General features: G+C 50.0%; 14 protein-coding genes, 3 tRNA genes and 4 rRNA genes. 10 read left to right on the top strand and 11 right to left on the bottom strand.

The features are described from left to right. Positions 1-20: 20 nt before the first annotated feature. Together yhdJ and LY264_RS02280 are read left to right on the top strand one after the other, a co-directional pair. Positions 21-905: an adenine-specific DNA-methyltransferase gene (yhdJ, locus tag LY264_RS02285; protein WP_048225755.1), complete on the top strand. Its 885-nt coding sequence runs from the start codon at positions 21-23 to the stop codon at positions 903-905. Between the two features lie 82 nt (positions 906-987). Further along, positions 988-1,152, top strand: coding sequence for a DUF2556 family protein (locus tag LY264_RS02280; protein WP_003025279.1), 165 nt, complete (start codon positions 988-990; stop codon positions 1,150-1,152). Positions 1,153-1,198: 46 nt separating this feature from the next. Here LY264_RS02280 and envR read toward each other — a convergent pair whose 3' ends face one another. Continuing rightward, complete coding sequence (envR, locus tag LY264_RS02275) at positions 1,199-1,855, bottom strand: acrEF/envCD operon transcriptional regulator (protein WP_048225757.1); 657 nt, start codon at positions 1,853-1,855, stop codon at positions 1,199-1,201. Positions 1,856-2,269: 414 nt separating this feature from the next. Between envR and LY264_RS02270 the strand changes: the two genes are divergently transcribed. The 7 genes from LY264_RS02270 to LY264_RS02240 all read left to right on the top strand — a co-directional run bounded on the left by LY264_RS02270 (position 2,270) and on the right by LY264_RS02240 (position 11,664). Further along, complete coding sequence (locus LY264_RS02270; protein ID WP_032945162.1) at positions 2,270-3,430, top strand: efflux RND transporter periplasmic adaptor subunit; 1,161 nt, start codon at positions 2,270-2,272, stop codon at positions 3,428-3,430. A gap of 11 nt (positions 3,431-3,441) precedes the next feature. Continuing rightward, positions 3,442-6,555, top strand: a complete 3,114-nt coding sequence (locus LY264_RS02265; protein ID WP_048225759.1) for an efflux RND transporter permease subunit — start codon at positions 3,442-3,444, stop codon at positions 6,553-6,555. Between the two features lie 271 nt (positions 6,556-6,826). Then, positions 6,827-7,048: a lipoprotein gene (locus tag LY264_RS02260; RefSeq protein ID WP_003025292.1), complete on the top strand. Its 222-nt coding sequence runs from the start codon at positions 6,827-6,829 to the stop codon at positions 7,046-7,048. Between the two features lie 460 nt (positions 7,049-7,508). Next, positions 7,509-8,534, top strand: a complete 1,026-nt coding sequence (locus LY264_RS02255) for an amino acid ABC transporter substrate-binding protein (protein ID WP_048225761.1) — start codon at positions 7,509-7,511, stop codon at positions 8,532-8,534. A gap of 69 nt (positions 8,535-8,603) precedes the next feature. Beyond that, positions 8,604-9,785 carry an amino acid ABC transporter permease gene (locus LY264_RS02250; protein WP_048225763.1) on the top strand — a complete coding sequence of 394 codons (1,182 nt, stop codon included), beginning with the start codon at positions 8,604-8,606 and terminating at the stop codon, positions 9,783-9,785. 9 nt (positions 9,786-9,794) lie between these two features. Continuing rightward, on the top strand, positions 9,795-10,898 hold the full coding sequence (locus LY264_RS02245; RefSeq protein ID WP_048215432.1) for an amino acid ABC transporter permease: 1,104 nt from the start codon (positions 9,795-9,797) through the stop codon (positions 10,896-10,898). A gap of 7 nt (positions 10,899-10,905) precedes the next feature. Next, the gene (locus LY264_RS02240; RefSeq protein WP_003025300.1) at positions 10,906-11,664 is read left to right on the top strand and encodes an amino acid ABC transporter ATP-binding protein; all 759 of its coding nucleotides are present in this window, start codon (positions 10,906-10,908) and stop codon (positions 11,662-11,664) included. 258 nt (positions 11,665-11,922) lie between these two features. On the opposite strand, the gene rrf (LY264_RS02235) is transcribed toward LY264_RS02240, so the two are convergent. From rrf (LY264_RS02235) to LY264_RS02205, 7 genes are all read right to left on the bottom strand, one after another. After that, a 5S ribosomal RNA gene (rrf, locus tag LY264_RS02235) occupies positions 11,923-12,038 on the bottom strand. 38 nt (positions 12,039-12,076) lie between these two features. Further along, positions 12,077-12,152: transfer RNA gene (locus LY264_RS02230), tRNA-Thr, on the bottom strand. 14 nt (positions 12,153-12,166) lie between these two features. Next, positions 12,167-12,282, bottom strand: a 5S ribosomal RNA gene (gene rrf, locus LY264_RS02225). Positions 12,283-12,377: 95 nt separating this feature from the next. Then, a 23S ribosomal RNA gene (locus LY264_RS02220) occupies positions 12,378-15,284 on the bottom strand. 203 nt (positions 15,285-15,487) lie between these two features. Then, a tRNA-Ala gene (locus tag LY264_RS02215) sits at positions 15,488-15,563 on the bottom strand. A 109-nt stretch (positions 15,564-15,672) separates the two neighbouring features. Continuing rightward, positions 15,673-15,749: transfer RNA gene (locus tag LY264_RS02210), tRNA-Ile, on the bottom strand. A 71-nt stretch (positions 15,750-15,820) separates the two neighbouring features. Beyond that, positions 15,821-17,362: ribosomal RNA gene (locus tag LY264_RS02205) — 16S ribosomal RNA — on the bottom strand. Together the 16S, 23S and 5S rRNA genes with 3 tRNA genes alongside form the textbook arrangement of a ribosomal RNA operon. Positions 17,363-17,836: 474 nt before the next feature. Between LY264_RS02205 and LY264_RS02200 the strand changes: the two genes are divergently transcribed. Next, entirely contained in the window at positions 17,837-18,391 is a 555-nt protein-coding gene (locus tag LY264_RS02200) for a gamma carbonic anhydrase family protein (RefSeq protein ID WP_048227385.1), read from the top strand. Here LY264_RS02200 and LY264_RS02195 read toward each other — a convergent pair. The 3 genes from LY264_RS02195 to tsaC are packed head-to-tail and all read right to left on the bottom strand — an operon-like array spanning position 18,367 to position 20,016. Continuing rightward, positions 18,367-18,624, bottom strand: coding sequence for a DUF1488 family protein (locus tag LY264_RS02195; protein WP_008786281.1), 258 nt, complete (start codon positions 18,622-18,624; stop codon positions 18,367-18,369). The genes LY264_RS02200 and LY264_RS02195 overlap by 25 nt on opposite strands. Then, positions 18,621-19,442 carry a shikimate dehydrogenase gene (gene aroE, locus LY264_RS02190; RefSeq protein WP_048215430.1) on the bottom strand — a complete coding sequence of 274 codons (822 nt, stop codon included), beginning with the start codon at positions 19,440-19,442 and terminating at the stop codon, positions 18,621-18,623. The genes LY264_RS02195 and aroE overlap by 4 nt, the downstream gene beginning before the upstream one ends. A gap of 1 nt (position 19,443) precedes the next feature. Beyond that, positions 19,444-20,016, bottom strand: a complete 573-nt coding sequence (tsaC, locus tag LY264_RS02185; protein ID WP_048227386.1) for an L-threonylcarbamoyladenylate synthase type 1 TsaC — start codon at positions 20,014-20,016, stop codon at positions 19,444-19,446.

The following is a 20,016-nucleotide window of genomic DNA, read 5'->3' as shown; positions in this document are numbered from 1 at the left end:
TCACACGGGAGGCTTTGGCGATGAACGCGAGATGTGAACCTGTCTATTTTGGCGATGAATCTAAAAAGATAATCCTGGGTGACGCGCTAACTGAACTGAAAAAACTGCCGTCTGAAAGCGTCGAACTCATTTTTGCTGACCCTCCTTATAACATCGGGAAAGACTTTGACGGGATGGTGGAATCCTGGGACGAAGAGGCCTTTCTGGCGTGGTTGTTTGAGTGCATCAACGAGTGCCATCGCATCCTCAAACCACACGGCACCATGTACATCATGAACAGTACGGAGAACATGCCGTACATCGACCTCAAATGCCGCCCTCTTTTTACCATCAAGAGCCGTATCGTGTGGTCATATGATAGCTCGGGGGTACAGGCCAAAAATTACTTTGGTTCGATGTATGAACCGATCCTGATGATGGTCAAAGATCAGAAAAACTACACGTTTAATCGTAATGATGTTCTGGTTGAAGCTAAAACGGGCGCTAAACGCGCGCTAATAGACTACAGAAAAAACCCGCCGCAGCCCTACAATCAGAAAAAAGTGCCGGGCAATGTCTGGGAGTTCCCACGCGTACGCTATCTGATGGACGAATACGAAAACCACCCCACCCAGAAACCCAAAGCCCTCCTGGAGCGTATAATTCTGGCGTCCTCGAACCCAGATGACAAAGTACTGGATCCGTTTGCCGGCAGCTTCACCACCGGAGCTACCGCCGTGGAATTGGGTCGCAAGTTTGTCGGGATTGAGATCAATACTGAATACGTAAAAATGGGGCTCAGAAGACTGAGTATCGGTTCTCATTTTTCAGAAATTGAGCTTGCCAAGGTGAAAAAACGTAAGACAAAAAACCTGTCTAAAAAGAGTCGATTGACGGCAAAGAGTGGCGATCTTTCAACAAAGTAAAGGCATTGTAAGTCTGCTTTTCAGCTTAAAAATTTCGTGTATATTCCCTGCACGCTTGGGCATGAATACACAGGGTTTAGGAATGATTCGCAAGTATTGGTGGCTGGTTGTTTTTGCGGTCTTCGTTTTTCTTTTTGATGCGCTGCTCATCCAATGGATAGAGCTGATGACAACAGAGCACGACAAGTGCCGGAATATGAACTCAGTGAATCCCCTTAAGCTGGTCAACTGCGTCGACCTCGAATAGCACCTCAGATAACACTTCGACAGCCGTCAGCCTCTGGCGGTAAAAACTATCCGACCTGGTTTTCACTCTGCATTAATTGCATGACACTACCGTCTGGGCTTAACATTTTTAGTACATTATCAACTAATACTGGAGCTTGCCCATACAGATCATAACTCACTGGATTCATTAACCAGTTTTTTATAATTCCGCTAAAACTACCGTGCAGAATAATGATGATGACATCTAAATCAAGAGTGGTGGCAATCAAATTGTCATCGACACATTTTTGCAGGGAATCACGAATGCTTTGATGACTGATACCTATTTTATCGCGAATAGCCTGCTCAGATATCATATCGTTATGAAATTCACACTTATGATATAAAATCTGCATTAATGCCTGCTGACGAGGGTTCTCTGCAATATATTGTAACCCCACCACAAACTTTTCTCGCAATCGCTGTAAAGGGTTATCACCCCAACGACCAATAAGCTTGTCCTGAATAAGATCGCGTAAAGGTGGTTGTTGTAACCATAGCTCATTAAACAATTGAGTTTTATTTTCGAAATGCCAATAGAGCGCGCCACGCGTCACGCTGGCGGCATCCGCAATGTCGTTTAGCGTCGTATTGCTTACGCCACGTGCGGCAAACTGTACAATTGCCGTTTCTATCAGGTGCTGCCGCGTTTTGAGGGCATCAGCTTTCGTTTTTCTGGCCATGGTTCCGACTGTCTGGATTGGAGTAGAGAATGATTAACTTTCTTATCTAATATTTTCGATCTGGAACAAATGTATCACTTAGCGTTTATTTAGACGAGGTCTAAAGTATTTAATTGCGGACATTACACACGAATAGATAAAACAAATAACAAAAACAAATATATTCACCATTCAGATGATCATTTCAAAATGTATTTATCAGCATCATGGTATTGCTATAAATATCACAATGAAACGGTAGCTGATTAATCTTTTTTTGCTTTTATGTGCCGTGAACCCCGCCCATAAATAAGTATTGCTTACATCGCAAGCTAATAATTTGTAGGATAGCCAACTATTATTTTTTCTTGTGCGCGTTATCACCCCTATTGTTACTCGGTTAATAACGAGCGTTCGGTTTTTTAAGGAATAGAAATGACGAAAAATGCCAGGTTTTCACTCCTGCCCTCATTCATCATCATCTCCGCTGCATTACTCGCCGGTTGTAACGATCAGGGAGAAACACAAGCACATCCCGCAGAGCCGCAGGTGACTGTCCATGTCGTCGAAAAGGCCCCTTTAGCCGTGACGACCGAATTACCCGGACGCACCACAGCATTTCGTATTGCAGAAGTCCGTCCTCAGGTTAGTGGAATTGTACTTAAACGGAATTTCACTGAGGGAAGCGATATTGAAGCCGGGCAGTCACTTTATCAGATCGATCCAGCGACTTACCAGGCTGACTATGACAGCGCCAAAGGTGAACTGGCGAAGAGTGAAGCGGCGGCTGCAATCGCGCATTTAACGGTGAAACGCTATGTGCCGTTGGTTGGCACCAAGTACATCAGCCAGCAAGAGTACGATCAGGCAATTGCTGATGCTCGTCAGGCCGATGCCTCCGTGATCGCAGCAAAAGCGGCGGTCGAAAGCGCGCGTATCAATCTGGCCTACACCAAAGTGACATCGCCAATTAGCGGACGCATCGGTAAATCCAACGTCACCGAAGGTGCATTAGTCACGAATGGCCAGGCTACAGAGCTTGCTACCGTTCAACAGCTCGATCCCATTTACGTCGACGTGACACAGTCCAGTAACGACTTTATGCGCCTCAAACAGTCCGTTGAACAAGGGAGTCTGCATAAAGACAGCGCCAGCAGTACTGTCGAACTGGTGATGGAAAATGGTCAGTCATACCCGCTAAAAGGCTCTTTGCAGTTTTCTGATGTGACGGTTGATGAAAGCACCGGCTCAATCACCCTCAGAGCCGTGTTCCCTAACCCACAGCACACGCTGTTGCCGGGCATGTTTGTGCGCGCACGCATTGATGAAGGCGTCCAGCCGAATGCCATTCTCGTTCCGCAGCAGGGGGTAACGCGTACTCCTCGCGGTGATGCCACCGTAATGGTCGTTAACGACAAGAGTCAGGTTGAGTCTCGCGCAGTCGTTGCCGCACAAGCTATTGGTGACAAGTGGCTCATCAGCGAAGGCCTGCAACCGGGTGACAAAGTTATCGTGAGCGGCTTACAGAAAGCACGTCCAGGCGTTCAGGTTAAAGCAACCGCCGATACCGAAACCCCTGCCACGAAAGCCCAATAAGGTAACCGGACATGGCTAACTTTTTTATCAGGCGTCCTATCTTTGCCTGGGTATTGGCTATCATTCTGATGATGGCGGGTGCTCTGGCAATCATGCAACTGCCCGTGGCACAGTACCCGACCATTGCGCCTCCTGCGGTCGCCATTTCTGCCACCTACCCTGGTGCAGATGCACAGACGGTTCAGGATACAGTCACACAGGTTATCGAACAGAATATGAATGGTATCGATAACCTGATGTATATGTCCTCCACCAGCGACTCGGCCGGGAGTGTGACTATTACACTGACTTTCCAGTCCGGTACCGATCCCGATATCGCGCAAGTGCAGGTGCAAAATAAACTGCAGCTCGCCACTCCGTTACTGCCGCAAGAAGTTCAGCAGCAAGGGATCAGCGTTGAGAAATCCAGCAGCAGCTTTTTGATGGTTGCGGGTTTTGTTTCTGACAACCCACAAACCACACAGGATGACATTTCCGACTACGTCGCTTCGAACGTTAAAGACTCAATCAGCCGTCTGAATGGCGTGGGTGACGTGCAGCTGTTTGGTGCGCAGTACGCTATGCGTATCTGGCTGGATGCAAACTTGTTGAATAAGTACCAGCTCACGCCGGTTGATGTGATCAATCAGTTGAAGGTGCAGAACGATCAGATTGCCGCAGGTCAGTTAGGGGGTACGCCTGCATTACCTAACCAGCAGCTGAACGCCTCTATCATTGCGCAAACGCGACTGAAAGACCCTGAAGAGTTCGGCAAAGTGACGTTACGCGTGAACAGCGATGGCTCGGTTGTTCACCTGAAAGACGTCGCGCGTATCGAGTTAGGCGGGGAAAACTACAACGTCGTGGCGCGTATTAACGGTAAGCCTGCATCCGGCCTTGGGATCAAGCTGGCAACCGGGGCAAACGCGCTGGATACTGCTAACGCGATTAAAGCCAAGCTGGTTGAACTGCAGCCATTCTTCCCACAGGGAATGAAGGTGGTCTACCCGTACGACACGACGCCGTTTGTGACCATCTCCATTCATGAAGTGGTAAAAACGTTGTTTGAAGCGATCGTGCTGGTGTTCCTGGTCATGTATTTGTTCCTGCAAAACATCCGGGCAACGCTCATTCCAACCATCGCCGTACCTGTCGTATTGTTGGGCACATTTGCCGTGCTTGCTGCGTTTGGCTACTCAATAAACACCCTGACGATGTTCGGCATGGTACTCGCCATCGGTCTATTGGTCGATGATGCGATAGTGGTGGTGGAAAACGTAGAACGCGTGATGATGGAGGATCATCTGCCGCCCAAAGAGGCGACGGAAAAATCCATGTCACAAATACAGGGAGCACTGGTTGGTATTGCCATGGTGCTGTCTGCGGTATTTATCCCGATGGCCTTCTTTGGCGGTTCAACCGGGGCTATCTATCGGCAATTTTCCATCACCATCGTTTCCGCCATGGCGCTTTCAGTACTGGTCGCGCTGATCCTGACTCCCGCACTTTGTGCAACATTGCTGAAGCCCGTATCAGCTGAACATCACGAGAAAAGAAGCGGTTTCTTTGGCTGGTTCAATGCCAAATTCGATCACAGCGTCAATCACTACACCAATAGCGTCAGCGGTATTGTGCGTAAAACTGGGCGTTACCTGGTCGTCTACCTGATAATCGTCATCGGGATGGCTGTGCTGTTTATGCGCCTGCCAACCTCCTTCCTGCCAGAGGAAGATCAGGGCGTCTTCCTGACGATGATTCAACTTCCTGCAGGCGCCACGCAAGAACGCACCCAGAAGGTGCTGGATCAAGTCACCCACTACTACCTGAACAATGAAAAAGCCAACGTTGAAAGCGTCTTTACGGTTAACGGCTTTAGCTTCAGCGGCCAGGGACAAAACTCAGGGATGGCGTTCGTCAGCCTCAAGCCCTGGGAAGAACGTAGCGGTAACGAAAATAACGTTGAATCAATTATCGCCCGCGCTACCCGAGCGTTTAGTCAGATTCGTGATGGTCTGGTGTTCCCTTTCAACATGCCAGCCATTGTTGAACTGGGTACCGCAACCGGCTTCGACTTCGAACTGATTGACCAGGGCGGGTTGGGACATACCGCGTTAACGCAAGCGCGTAACCAACTGCTGGGCATGGTTGCCAAACACCCTGACCTGCTGGTTCGCGTGCGTCCAAACGGTCTCGAGGATACCGCACAGTTCAAGCTGGATGTCGATCAGGAAAAAGCTCAGGCCCTTGGCGTCTCGCTGTCTGATATCAACGAAACTATCTCAGCTGCGCTAGGCGGCTATTACGTCAATGACTTCATTGACCGTGGCCGCGTGAAAAAAGTGTACGTACAGGCCGATGCCAAATTCCGTATGTTGCCGGAAGACATCAATAATCTGTATGTTCGTAGCGCCAATGGCGAAATGGTTCCGTTCTCCACGTTCAGTTCCGCACACTGGATCTACGGCTCACCGCGCCTGGAGCGCTATAACGGTATGCCTTCTATGGAACTGCTGGGAGAAGCTGCGCCTGGCAGAAGTACCGGTGAAGCAATGGCGCTGATGGAAAGCCTGGCGGAAAAACTGCCAAACGGTATTGGTCATGACTGGACGGGGATGTCCTATCAGGAACGACTGTCGGGTAACCAGGCTCCTGCGCTGTATGCCATCTCGCTAATCGTTGTCTTCCTTTGCCTTGCCGCATTGTATGAAAGCTGGTCTATTCCTTTCTCGGTGATGCTGGTTGTACCGCTCGGTGTTGTGGGCGCATTGTTAGCAGCATCACTGCGTGGTATGAATAACGATGTGTATTTCCAGGTTGGCTTACTAACCACAATCGGCCTCTCGGCTAAGAACGCCATCCTGATCGTCGAGTTTGCCAAAGACCTGATGGATAAAGAAGGCAAGGGGTTGATTGAAGCGACGCTGGAGGCATCGCGCATGCGTCTTCGTCCTATCCTAATGACATCCCTGGCCTTTATTCTGGGGGTTATGCCTCTGGTTATCAGTCACGGTGCAGGTAGTGGTGCGCAGAATGCGGTCGGTACCGGTGTTATGGGAGGAATGCTGACCGCAACATTGTTGGCTATCTTCTTCGTCCCCGTCTTCTTCGTTGTCGTGAGACGGCGTTTTAGTCGGCACAACGATTAATTTGTAAAATAAAGGCGTCTACGGACGCCTTTTTCACCCATGTTACGCCTCTTTATTTATTAATAAGATAGCCATTTATTTCATTTAAAGCATTTCTTTAAACGCGCCCGCGACCTTTCTTTTTATCCATTATTTTTACAATCCACATGAATTGAGATTATTCCTCATGTCAGTCCTTTTTTAAGAAGTGGTAAAATAATCGCCGAGTTCGCAGATGGTTTAGCGTTTGTCTTTGCTCGATTAGCGAAACGCTTATTTTTGAGGTAACACCATGAAAAGATTAATATCCGTTGCACTGCTTACCGCATTCCTGGCTGGCTGTGCACACGATTCTCCTTGCGTACCTGTATACGACGATCAGGGACGCCTGGTTCATACCAATACCTGTATGAAAGGCACCACCCAGGATAACTGGGAAACAGCCGGGGCCATCGCCGGTGGTGCTGCAGCCGTTGCCGGACTGACGCTTGGGATTGTCGCCCTGACCAAATAAATCATCTTAAAAGCGCGGTTATTACCGCGCTTTTAGCAATAAGCATAAAATCTGCATATAAGACAAAACGTTGCTTAATAGAACCTGACATGTAATAAAATTATTATAGATTTCACTCACACATCCGCGATTTGAAATTAGCATTTTTTCTGTTTTTCGTAACACCACATTTTCTTTTCATTATTCTCACGCCATTAATATTAACGCCAGAAATCGTTATCACGCGTCCTGTCTGATTTTTAAATTTTTTGCGCCGAAATGTGGCTTACGTTTCAATTTTGCACCACTTCAGGGCGCTGCATTTATTTTTTCCTGTCTACACTCTGCATATTGCGTCGAATAATCAGGCGCAAAAAACTGGCACTACCTTTGCTTAAAAGAGTATGGCCAAAGCCACAGACAGGTAAAAGACGTTTTCAGAACGTTTCCATAACAATAATTCCTCCACACAGGATGCTCTATGAAAAAGATGATAATCGCCAGCCTGGCTGCGGCCGGTGTGCTGCTTGCTGTTGCAAATCAGGCACATGCCGGCGCAACACTTGATGCCGTAAAGAAAAAAGGGTTTGTGCAATGTGGGATCAGCGACGGCTTGCCTGGCTTTTCTTACGCCGATGCAAGCGGCAAGTTCTCGGGTATTGATGTTGATGTATGTCGTGGCGTTGCCTCCGCCGTATTTGGCGATGATAGCAAAGTAAAATATACCCCGCTCACCGCCAAGGAACGCTTTACCGCATTACAGTCTGGTGAAGTCGACATGCTCTCTCGTAATACCACGTGGACCTCTTCTCGTGATGCCGGTATGGGCATGTCCTTCACTGGTGTAACGTATTACGACGGCATTGGTTTTCTTACCCACAATAAAGCAGGCCTGAAGAGCGCTAAAGAGCTGGATGGTGCAACGGTCTGTATTCAGGCGGGAACCGATACCGAACTAAACGTGGCCGACTACTTTAAAGCCAACAAGATGAAGTACACCCCCGTCACCTTTGACCGTTCGGATGAATCAGCCAAAGCTCTGGAATCTGGACGTTGCGATACGCTGGCTTCCGACCAGTCTCAGCTGTATGCCCTACGCATCAAGCTGAGCAATCCTGCGGAATGGATCGTCCTGCCAGAAGTTATTTCTAAAGAACCTCTGGGACCTGTCGTACGTCGTGGGGACGATGAGTGGTTCTCCATTGTTCGCTGGACGCTGTTCGCCATGCTAAATGCGGAAGAAATGGGTGTTAACTCGAAAAACGTCGATGACAAAGCGGCTAATCCAGCAACACCGGATATGGCACACCTGTTGGGTAAAGAAGGGGATTATGGCAAGGATCTGAAGCTTGATAACAAATGGGCCTACAACATTATCAAGCAGGTTGGTAACTATTCGGAGATCTTTGAACGTAACGTTGGATCGGAAAGTCCGCTGAAGATCAAACGTGGACAGAACAACCTCTGGAATAACGGTGGCATTCAGTATGCGCCACCGGTGCGCTAATGCGTAGTGATGTAACGGGCGCCGCAACTGCGGCGCTCAGCCCAGAGTCATAGTTACTGAGGTTTTCTTATGTTCCATCGCCGCTCAACCGTAAAAGGATCGTTATCCTTTTCTAACCCTGCGGTCCGCGCCTGGTTATTTCAAATACTCGCCGTCATTGCGGTTATCAGCATTGCGGTCTATCTCATTCATAACACGATAAATAACCTGAACAATAGCGGTATTACCTCGGGGTTTTCTTTTCTCGATCGCAGCGCCGGATTTGGCATTGTCCAGCATCTGATCGATTACGAGCAAGGCGATACGTATGGTCGTGTCTTTGTGGTCGGCCTGCTCAATACGCTGTTAGTTTCAGCACTGTGCATTGTTTTCGCATCAATTCTCGGTTTCTTTCTCGGGCTGGCACGCCTGTCAGATAACTGGTTATTGCGAAAGCTCTCGACGATCTACATCGAAACGTTCCGCAATATACCGCCGCTGCTGCAGATCTTCTTCTGGTATTTCGCCGTATTACGTAATCTGCCCGGCCCACGCCAGGCCGTTAACGCGCTGGATTTGATGTTCCTGAGTAACCGGGGGCTCTATATTCCGTCCCCGCAAATGGGAGAAGGTTTTTTTGCCTTTTGCACCGCTGTCGTTATCGCTATCGTCGTCACCATCGGATTATTTCGCTTCAACAGAATGCATCAGACCAAAACCGGTCAGCAACGTCGGACCTGGCCCACAGCTCTGGCGTTGATCGTACTTTTACCGGTGATTTCACAGTGGATGTTTGGCGCTGCGCTTCACTGGGATATTCCCGAGCTCCGTGGTTTTAACTTCCGTGGAGGTATGGTGCTTATTCCTGAACTGGCGGCACTAACTCTGGCGCTTTCGGTATATACCTCGGCATTTATTGCAGAAATTATTCGGGCGGGCATTCAGGCCGTTCCTTACGGCCAACATGAAGCCGCACGCTCGCTGGGTCTGCCAAATCCGGTGACGCTACGTCAGGTAATCATCCCACAGGCGCTACGCGTCATCATTCCCCCACTGACCAGCCAGTACCTGAATATCGTCAAGAACTCTTCTCTTGCAGCCGCCATTGGCTACCCGGACATGGTTTCACTGTTTGCCGGCACGGTACTCAATCAAACAGGGCAAGCCATTGAAACGATCGCCATCACCATGTCGGTATACCTGATCATCAGTCTGAGTATTTCTTTGCTGATGAATATTTATAACCGCCGTATTGCACTGATTGAGCGCTAAGGAGCCATGATGACAAAAGCACTGCTGTCTCACCCCTCGCGCCAGCGCAGCAATCCGGCAAGCCGCTGTCTACTCTGGGTGCGTAAAAACCTGTTCTCCAGTTGGTCAAATAGCCTGCTCACCCTGCTATGCGTATGGCTGATTTGGTCATTTCTCCCGCCACTGTTGAACTGGGTATTCTTTCAGGCCAACTGGGTCGGTTCTACCCGGGCAGACTGTACCAAAGCCGGAGCCTGCTGGGTGTTCATCCATGAACGCTTCGGGCAATTCATGTATGGGCTTTATCCACACGATCAGCGTTGGCGTGTAAATCTGGCCCTGATAATTGGTCTGGTTTCTATTGTTCCGATGTTCTGGAAAACCATTCCCCACCGAGGCCGTTATATCGCCATCTGGGCAGTCATTTATCCGATTGTCGTCTGGTGGCTGATGTACGGTGGTTTTTTCGGGCTTGAACGCGTAGAAACCCGGCAGTGGGGTGGATTAACACTGACGCTTATTATTGCATCCGTGGGGATTGCAGGCGCGCTTCCATGGGGTATTTTACTGGCGTTGGGACGTCGTTCCCATATGCCAGTCGTGCGGGTTTTATCCGTCATTTTCATTGAGTTCTGGCGCGGTGTACCGTTGATTACCGTTCTGTTTATGTCCTCGGTCATGCTTCCTCTGTTTATGTCCGAAGGAACCAGTATCGACAAGCTTATCCGGGCGCTGGTCGGCGTTATTCTTTTCCAGTCGGCCTATGTCGCAGAAGTGGTTCGCGGAGGGTTACAGGCCCTACCGAAAGGTCAGTATGAGGCCGCGGAATCACTGGCGCTAGGGTACTGGAAAACTCAGGGGCTGGTCATTCTTCCGCAAGCCCTCAAGCTGGTTATCCCGGGTCTGGTTAACACGATTATCGCCCTGTTCAAGGATACCAGCCTGGTCATCATCATCGGTCTGTTTGATCTCTTCAGTAGCGTGCAGCAGGCAACTGTGGACCCTGCGTGGCTGGGTATGTCGACAGAAGGATATGTTTTCGCTGCACTGATTTACTGGATCTTCTGTTTCAGTATGTCGCGTTACAGCCAGCATCTGGAAAAACGTTTTAACACCGGGCGTACACCGCACTGAGGAATTTATGAGCCAATTATTAATGCCGTCTACCGACGCGATGATTACGCTGGAAAACGTCAACAAATGGTACGGACAGTTTCATGTCCTGAAAAACATCAACCTGAAGGTAAAACAGGGAGAGCGCATCGTATTATGCGGGCCTTCCGGTTCGGGTAAATCGACAACTATCCGCTGTATTAACCATCTGGAAGAACATCAGCAAGGACGCATAGTAGTGGATGGGATTGAGCTCAATGAAGACATCCGCAATATTGAGCGCGTCCGACAAGAAGTTGGCATGGTCTTTCAGCACTTTAATCTCTTTCCTCATTTAACTGTCTTGCAAAACTGCACGCTGGCGCCTATCTGGGTGCAAAAGATGCCGAAAAAAGAGGCTGAAGTACTGGCAATGCACTACCTTGAGCGGGTCCGCATTGCCGAACATGCACATAAATATCCCGGGCAAATCTCTGGTGGACAACAACAGCGCGTGGCCATTGCACGCTCGCTGTGTATGAAACCCAAAATCATGTTATTTGATGAACCCACATCTGCGTTGGATCCTGAAATGGTAAAAGAAGTGCTGGATACCATGATAGGTCTGGCGCAATCGGGCATGACCATGCTATGTGTAACCCATGAAATGGGCTTTGCCCGCACAGTAGCTGACCGGGTGATCTTTATGGATCTTGGCGAGATTGTGGAACAGGCACCACCGGATGAGTTTTTTGCTCACCCCAAATCGGAACGCACTCGCGCGTTTTTATCGCAGGTTATTCATTAAATATATATATGCCGGATACAGTTCCGGTGGATTTCCGCGTATAAATGCAAAAAGGCCATCCTTTCGGATGGCCTTTTCACTTATTTGATGTCTGGCAGTTTATGGCGGGCGTCCTGCCCGCCACCCTCCGGGCCGTTGCTGCGCAACGTTCAAATCCGCTCCCGGCGGATTTGTCCTCCTCAGGAGAGCGCTCACCGACAAACAACAAATAAAACAAAAGGCCCAGTCTTTCGACTGAGCCTTTCGCTTTTATTTGATGTCTGGCAGTTCCCTACTCTCGCATGGGGAGACCCCACACTACCATCGGCGCTACGGCGTTTCACTTCTGAGTTCGGCATGGGGTCAGGTGGGACCACCGCGCTACAGCCGCCAGACAAATTCTTTTCTAAGTGCCGAACTTTAATCGAAAAACTGGTGCTGATACCCAGAGTCGAACTGGGGACCTCACCCTTACCAAGGGTGCGCTCTACCAACTGAGCCATATCAGCACACTAAATTTGATGCCTGGCAGTTCCCTACTCTCGCATGGGGAGACCCCACACTACCATCGGCGCTACGGCGTTTCACTTCTGAGTTCGGCATGGGGTCAGGTGGGACCACCGCGCTACAGCCGCCAGGCAAATTCTGTTTATCAACACACCTCCTGGGCATGTCGATGTTATCTGTATCAGGCTGAAAATATCTCTCTTTCGCCAAAACATCTTCGGCGTTGTAAGGTTAAGCCTCACGGTTCATTAGTATCGGTTAGCTCAATGTATCGCTACACTTACACACCCGACCTATCAACGTCGTCGTCTTCAACGTTCCTTCAGGACCCTTAAAGGGTCAGGGAGAACTCATCTCGGGGCAAGTTTCGTGCTTAGATGCTTTCAGCACTTATCTCTTCCGCATTTAGCTACCGGGCAATGCCATTGGCATGACAACCCGAACACCAGTGATGCGTCCACTCCGGTCCTCTCGTACTAGGAGCAGCCCCCCTCAATTCTCCAGCGCCCACGGCAGATAGGGACCGAACTGTCTCACGACGTTCTAAACCCAGCTCGCGTACCACTTTAAATGGCGAACAGCCATACCCTTGGGACCTACTTCAGCCCCAGGATGTGATGAGCCGACATCGAGGTGCCAAACACCGCCGTCGATATGAACTCTTGGGCGGTATCAGCCTGTTATCCCCGGAGTACCTTTTATCCGTTGAGCGATGGCCCTTCCATTCAGAACCACCGGATCACTAAGACCTGCTTTCGCACCTGCTCGAGCCGTCACTCTCGCAGTCAAGCTAGCTTATGCCTTTGCACTAACCTCCTGATGTCCGACCAGGATTAGCTAACCTTCGTGCTCCTCCGTTACTCTTTAGGAGGAGACCGCCCCAGTCAAACTACCCACCAGACACTGTCCGCAACCCGGATTACGGGTCTACGTTAGAACACCAGCCATTAAAGGGTGGTATTTCAAGGATGGCTCCATGCAGACTGGCGTCCACACTTCAAAGCCTCCCACCTATCCTACACATCAAGGACCAGTGTTCAGTGTCAAGCTATAGTAAAGGTTCACGGGGTCTTTCCGTCTTGCCGCGGGTACACTGCATCTTCACAGCGAGTTCAATTTCACTGAGTCTCGGGTGGAGACAGCCTGGCCATCATTACGCCATTCGTGCAGGTCGGAACTTACCCGACAAGGAATTTCGCTACCTTAGGACCGTTATAGTTACGGCCGCCGTTTACCGGGGCTTCGATCAAGAGCTTCTCCTTACGGATAACCCCATCAATTAACCTTCCGGCACCGGGCAGGCGTCACACCGTATACGTCCACTTTCGTGTTTGCACAGTGCTGTGTTTTTAATAAACAGTTGCAGCCAGCTGGTATCTTCGACTGATTTCAGCTCCATGAGTAAATCACTTCACCTACATATCAGCGTGCCTTCTCCCGAAGTTACGGCACCATTTTGCCTAGTTCCTTCACCCGAGTTCTCTCAAGCGCCTTGGTATTCTCTACCTGACCACCTGTGTCGGTTTGGGGTACGATTTCGTGTTACCTGATGCTTAGAGGCTTTTCCTGGAAGCAGGGCATTTGTTACTTCAGCACCGTAGTGCCTCGTCATCACACCTCAGCGTTAAAAGGTACCGGATTTACCTGGAACCTCCGCCTACATGCTTAAACCGGGACAACCGTCGCCCGGCTAACATAGCCTTCTCCGTCCCCCCTTCGCAGTAACACCAAGTACAGGAATATTAACCTGTTTCCCATCGACTACGCCTTTCGGCCTCGCCTTAGGGGTCGACTCACCCTGCCCCGATTAACGTTGGACAGGAACCCTTGGTCTTCCGGCGTGCGGGTTTTTCACCCGCATTATCGTTACTTATGTCAGCATTCGCACTTCTGATACCTCCAGCATGCCTCACGACACACCTTCAACGGCTTACAGAACGCTCCCCTACCCAACAACACATAGTGTCGCTGCCGCAGCTTCGGTGCATGGTTTAGCCCCGTTACATCTTCCGCGCAGGCCGACTCGACCAGTGAGCTATTACGCTTTCTTTAAATGATGGCTGCTTCTAAGCCAACATCCTGGCTGTCTGTGCCTTCCCACATCGTTTCCCACTTAACCATGACTTTGGGACCTTAGCTGGCGGTCTGGGTTGTTTCCCTCTTCACGACGGACGTTAGCACCCGCCGTGTGTCTCCCGTGATAACATTCTTCGGTATTCGCAGTTTGCATCGGGTTGGTAAGTCGGGATGACCCCCTAGCCGAAACAGTGCTCTACCCCCGAAGATGAGTTCACGAGGCGCTACCTAAATAGCTTTCGGGGAGAACCAGCTATCTCCCGGTTTGATTGGCCTTTCACCCCCAGCCACAAGTCATCCGCTAATTTTTCAACATTAGTCGGTTCGGTCCTCCAGTTAGTGTTACCCAACCTTCAACCTGCCCATGGCTAGATCACCGGGTTTCGGGTCTATACCCTGCAACTTAACGCCCAGTTAAGACTCGGTTTCCCTTCGGCTCCCCTATTCGGTTAACCTTGCTACAGAATATAAGTCGCTGACCCATTATACAAAAGGTACGCAGTCACACCCCAAAGGGTGCTCCCACTGCTTGTACGTACACGGTTTCAGGTTCTTTTTCACTCCCCTCGCCGGGGTTCTTTTCGCCTTTCCCTCACGGTACTGGTTCACTATCGGTCAGTCAGGAGTATTTAGCCTTGGAGGATGGTCCCCCCATATTCAGACAGGATACCACGTGTCCCGCCCTACTCTTCGAGTTCACAACACATGCACTTTTGTGTACGGGACTTTCACCCTGTATCGTGCGACTTTCCAGACGCTTCCACTAACACACATGCTGATTCAGACTCTGGGCTGCTCCCCGTTCGCTCGCCGCTACTGGGGGAATCTCGGTTGATTTCTTTTCCTCGGGGTACTTAGATGTTTCAGTTCCCCCGGTTCGCTTCATTACGCTATGTATTCACGTAATGATAGTGTGACGAATCACACTGGGTTTCCCCATTCGGAAATCGCCGGTTATAACGGTTCATATCACCTTACCGACGCTTATCGCAGATTAGCACGTCCTTCATCGCCTCTGACTGCCAGGGCATCCACCGTGTACGCTTAGTCGCTTAACCTCACAACCCGAAGATGTTTCACTTCTGATTGCGAAAATTTGAGAGACTCGAACACACCATTTTTCATTTCTTATTACGGAGAAATGAAACAGTGTGTCGTTTCAATTTTCAGCTTGATCCAGATTTTTAAAGAGCAAAACTTCGCAGTGAACCTTTTCAGGTACACTCTGAAGTTTTCTTGTGTTGTTGCAGTAAGTAAAGGATGGTGGAGCTATGCGGGATCGAACCGCAGACCTCCTGCGTGCAAGGCAGGCGCTCTCCCAGCTGAGCTATAACCCCATCGTAGAATGCTAATCTCTGTACCCTAATTCGTTTCCGGGCAAGGCGCGGTGGTGCGAAGCATACTGAAGTATGCGAGCATCGCCGTAACACAGCACGGAGGCGAATTTGGTAGGCCTGAGTGGACTTGAACCACCGACCTCACCCTTATCAGGGGTGCGCTCTAACCACCTGAGCTACAAGCCTGCAGAGATTTTCTTACTGCTAATTTTCATCAGACAATCTGTGTGAGCACTACAAAGGTCGGTTCTTTAAGGTAAGGAGGTGATCCAACCGCAGGTTCCCCTACGGTTACCTTGTTACGACTTCACCCCAGTCATGAATCACAAAGTGGTAAGCGCCCTCCCGAAGGTTAAGCTACCTACTTCTTTTGCAACCCACTCCCATGGTGTGACGGGCGGTGTGTACAAGGCCCGGGAACGTATTCACCGTGGCATTCTGATCCACGATTACTAGCGATTCCGACTTCATGGAGTCGAGTTGCAGACTCCAATCCGGACTACGACATACTTTATGAGGTCCGCTTGCTCTCGCGAGGTCGCTTCTCTTTGTATATGCCATTGTAGCACGTGTGTAGCCCTACTCGTAAGGGCCATGATGACTTGACGTCATCCCCACCTTCCTCCAGTTTATCACTGGCAGTCTCCTTTGAGTTCCCGACCGAATCGCTGGCAACAAAGGATAAGGGTTGCGCTCGTTGCGGGACTTAACCCAACATTTCACAACACGAGCTGACGACAGCCATGCAGCACCTGTCTCAGAGTTCCCGAAGGCACCAAAGCATCTCTGCTAAGTTCTCTGGATGTCAAGAGTAGGTAAGGTTCTTCGCGTTGCATCGAATTAAACCACATGCTCCACCGCTTGTGCGGGCCCCCGTCAATTCATTTGAGTTTTAACCTTGCGGCCGTACTCCCCAGGCGGTCGACTTAACGCGTTAGCTCCGGAAGCCACGCCTCAAGGGCACAACCTCCAAGTCGACATCGTTTACGGCGTGGACTACCAGGGTATCTAATCCTGTTTGCTCCCCACGCTTTCGCACCTGAGCGTCAGTCTTTGTCCAGGGGGCCGCCTTCGCCACCGGTATTCCTCCAGATCTCTACGCATTTCACCGCTACACCTGGAATTCTACCCCCCTCTACAAGACTCTAGCCTGCCAGTTTCGGATGCAGTTCCCAGGTTGAGCCCGGGGATTTCACATCCGACTTGACAGACCGCCTGCGTGCGCTTTACGCCCAGTAATTCCGATTAACGCTTGCACCCTCCGTATTACCGCGGCTGCTGGCACGGAGTTAGCCGGTGCTTCTTCTGCGAGTAACGTCAATTGCTGCGGTTATTAACCACAACACCTTCCTCCTCGCTGAAAGTACTTTACAACCCGAAGGCCTTCTTCATACACGCGGCATGGCTGCATCAGGCTTGCGCCCATTGTGCAATATTCCCCACTGCTGCCTCCCGTAGGAGTCTGGACCGTGTCTCAGTTCCAGTGTGGCTGGTCATCCTCTCAGACCAGCTAGGGATCGTCGCCTAGGTGAGCCGTTACCCCACCTACTAGCTAATCCCATCTGGGCACATCCGATGGCAAGAGGCCCGAAGGTCCCCCTCTTTGGTCTTGCGACGTTATGCGGTATTAGCTACCGTTTCCAGTAGTTATCCCCCTCCATCGGGCAGTTTCCCAGACATTACTCACCCGTCCGCCACTCGTCACCCAAGGAGCAAGCTCCTCTGTGCTACCGTTCGACTTGCATGTGTTAGGCCTGCCGCCAGCGTTCAATCTGAGCCATGATCAAACTCTTCAATTTAAAAGTTTGATGCTCAATGAATTAAACTTCGTAATGAATTACGTGTTCACTCGTTGAGACTTGGTATTCATTTTTCGTCTTGCGACGTTAAGAATCCGTATCTTCGAGTGCCCACACAGATTGTCTGATAAATTGTTAAAGAGCAGTTGCGACGCGCTTTAGCGCTCTGTCGCGAGGTGGCGTATATTACGCTTTCCTCTTTCAGAGTCAACCCTCATTTTCAGGTTTTTCTCTTGAACCGAACCGGCTGTTTGCGTGAAGTGATTCACATCCGCCGTGTCGATGGAGGCGCATTATAGGGATCCCATTTTTTAGCACAAGTATTTTTTGGATCTTTTTTTCTGAATGCTTGTTTTTCACTCCTTTCGCTACATTCCTGCGCAATTTGGCTGATTTTTGATAGCTAAACCACTTGCACAGTCTCAATAATCCAACCAAAGTCTTCATTACTGCTCTATTTTCGTTGAGGTAAACATGTTTGATGTACTGCGTCCTTATAAGGATCTTTTCCCACAGATCGGAAATCGCGTAATGATCGACACCAGCAGTGTCGTCATTGGTGATGCCCGTTTGGCTGATGATGTCGGAATTTGGCCACTGGTTGCCATTCGTGGCGACGTTAACTATGTACAAATTGGTGCCCGTACAAACATTCAGGACGGCAGCGTTCTCCATGTCACACATAAATCCACGTCTAATCCGCAGGGTAATCCATTGATCGTGGGTGAGGATGTAACGGTCGGTCACAAGGTCATGCTACACGGCTGCATCATTGGCAACCGAGTATTAGTCGGCATGGGTTCGATTCTGCTGGATGGCGTGGTAGTAGAAGACGACGTTATGATTGGGGCTGGGAGCCTGGTTCCCCAAAACAAACGCCTGGAAAGCGGGTATCTGTACCTGGGAAGCCCGGTTAAACAAATCCGTCCATTAAGCGATGAAGAGAAAGCAGGCTTACAATATTCAGCTAACAACTATGTTAAGTGGAAAGATGAATATTTAAGTCAGAGTAACCAAACCCAACCTTGAGCATCTTCCTGCTGGGCCTGGATCAATCCTTCAGCTTCTTCTTCCAGATCCCAGCGATGCTGTTGAAAGATTTCCAACCACTGTTCAGGCGTGTCGCCGCCAAAGCGGGACGCCAGCATCTCTCCAGAGATGGCACATGTTAACTGCATACCATGAACCATCGCCGGAAACACAACGGCGTTGACATCCGTGCGCCATTCTTCTCGATCGGGAAACTGGATCGCCTGATTCATGCCGACAATTCCTGCTGCATGCTTTTAATGACGGGTTCAATCTGCGGCAAAACCCCATGCCAGAGTAAAACGGCGTGCGCTGCTTGCCCCACCAGCATACCCAGGCCATCAGCATATTGTTTCGCCCCATGTTCGGCACACCAGGAGAGGAACGGTGTATCTCCTTTCTGATAAAACATGTCATAACAATAGACAGATGGGTGAATAAGAGATGTCGGAATAGCCGGTATCTCACCGCTAATTCCGCTGGATGTCGCGTTAATAATTAGATCAAAACTGTAATTATCAAGCTCGTCCATTCCTACCGCCTGTACGCTGCCGGTATGGGAGAAGATTTGTGCCAGTTCTTCAGCGCGCGAAGCGGTACGGTTAACAATAGTCACCGCACAATCCATAGAAAGAAGAGGTAATAAAACTCCACGGGATGCACCACCCGCACCAATCAACAGAACTCGCGATCCGGGACGAATAAAAGATAAACGCTCAAGATCGCTCAACAAGCCGATACCATCCGTGTTGTCTCCCAGTAAACGTCCATCCTCCAGCCGTTTAAGGGTATTGACGGCTCCAGCAAGCGATGCCCGCTCCGTTAGTTCATCGGCACGTGCAAATGCCTCTTCTTTAAAAGGCACGGTGACATTTGCCCCCTTCCCGCCCTCAGCAAAAAAAGCGTTCAGCGTATTCACAAAATCATTGATAGGCGCCAGTACACGCCCATAGGAGTGATCAATCTTCAGCTGCTCTGCAAATTGCTGATGAATAAAGGGCGATTTACTGTGCGCTATCGGATTACCAAAAACAGCATAGGCTTCTTTCATATTACCCCTGTCGAAACTGTTCACCTGTCAGAGCATCACGGATCTCCGAAGGATTCAAACGCCCCCCGGTCTCCCCTTCAACCACGGGAAAGTCTGTACCGAACTGTGCGCGAACTTCATCTACCGTTCTGCAAGGCGGTAAGCCACTCAAATTAGCACTGGTAGAAACTAACGGTTTGCCATAAGCCTGGCACAACGCAACCACCAGCGGGTGATCGGTGACGCGAACAGCCAGAGAATCAAAGCGCCCGGTCAACCAGCGTGGCGTTGTCGCAAGCGCTGGGAAAACGAAGGTAACAGGACCAGGCCAACGGGCGAAAACAGCGTCACGTTGAGCATCGGTGAGCATGCTATCGTCGATATATGGTTTAAGTTGTTCAAAGTTTGACGCGATTAAAATTAACCCTTTATCGACCGGACGTTGCTTTAGCGCCAACAAACGGGTTACAGCCGTTTCGCTATCGGGGTCGCAGCCGACACCAAATACAGCTTCAGTTGGATAGGCGATGACTTTTTCTTGTTTCAGAACCGCTATCGCCGCAGCGAGAGCGTCTGTGGGCAGGCTATTATTCAC

It is taken from the genome of Citrobacter portucalensis (assembly GCF_023374935.1).
Taxonomy (GTDB): domain Bacteria; phylum Pseudomonadota; class Gammaproteobacteria; order Enterobacterales; family Enterobacteriaceae; genus Citrobacter; species Citrobacter portucalensis.
Note: the sequence above shows the minus strand (reverse complement) of the source record. Positions and strands in the feature narration are given on the sequence as shown.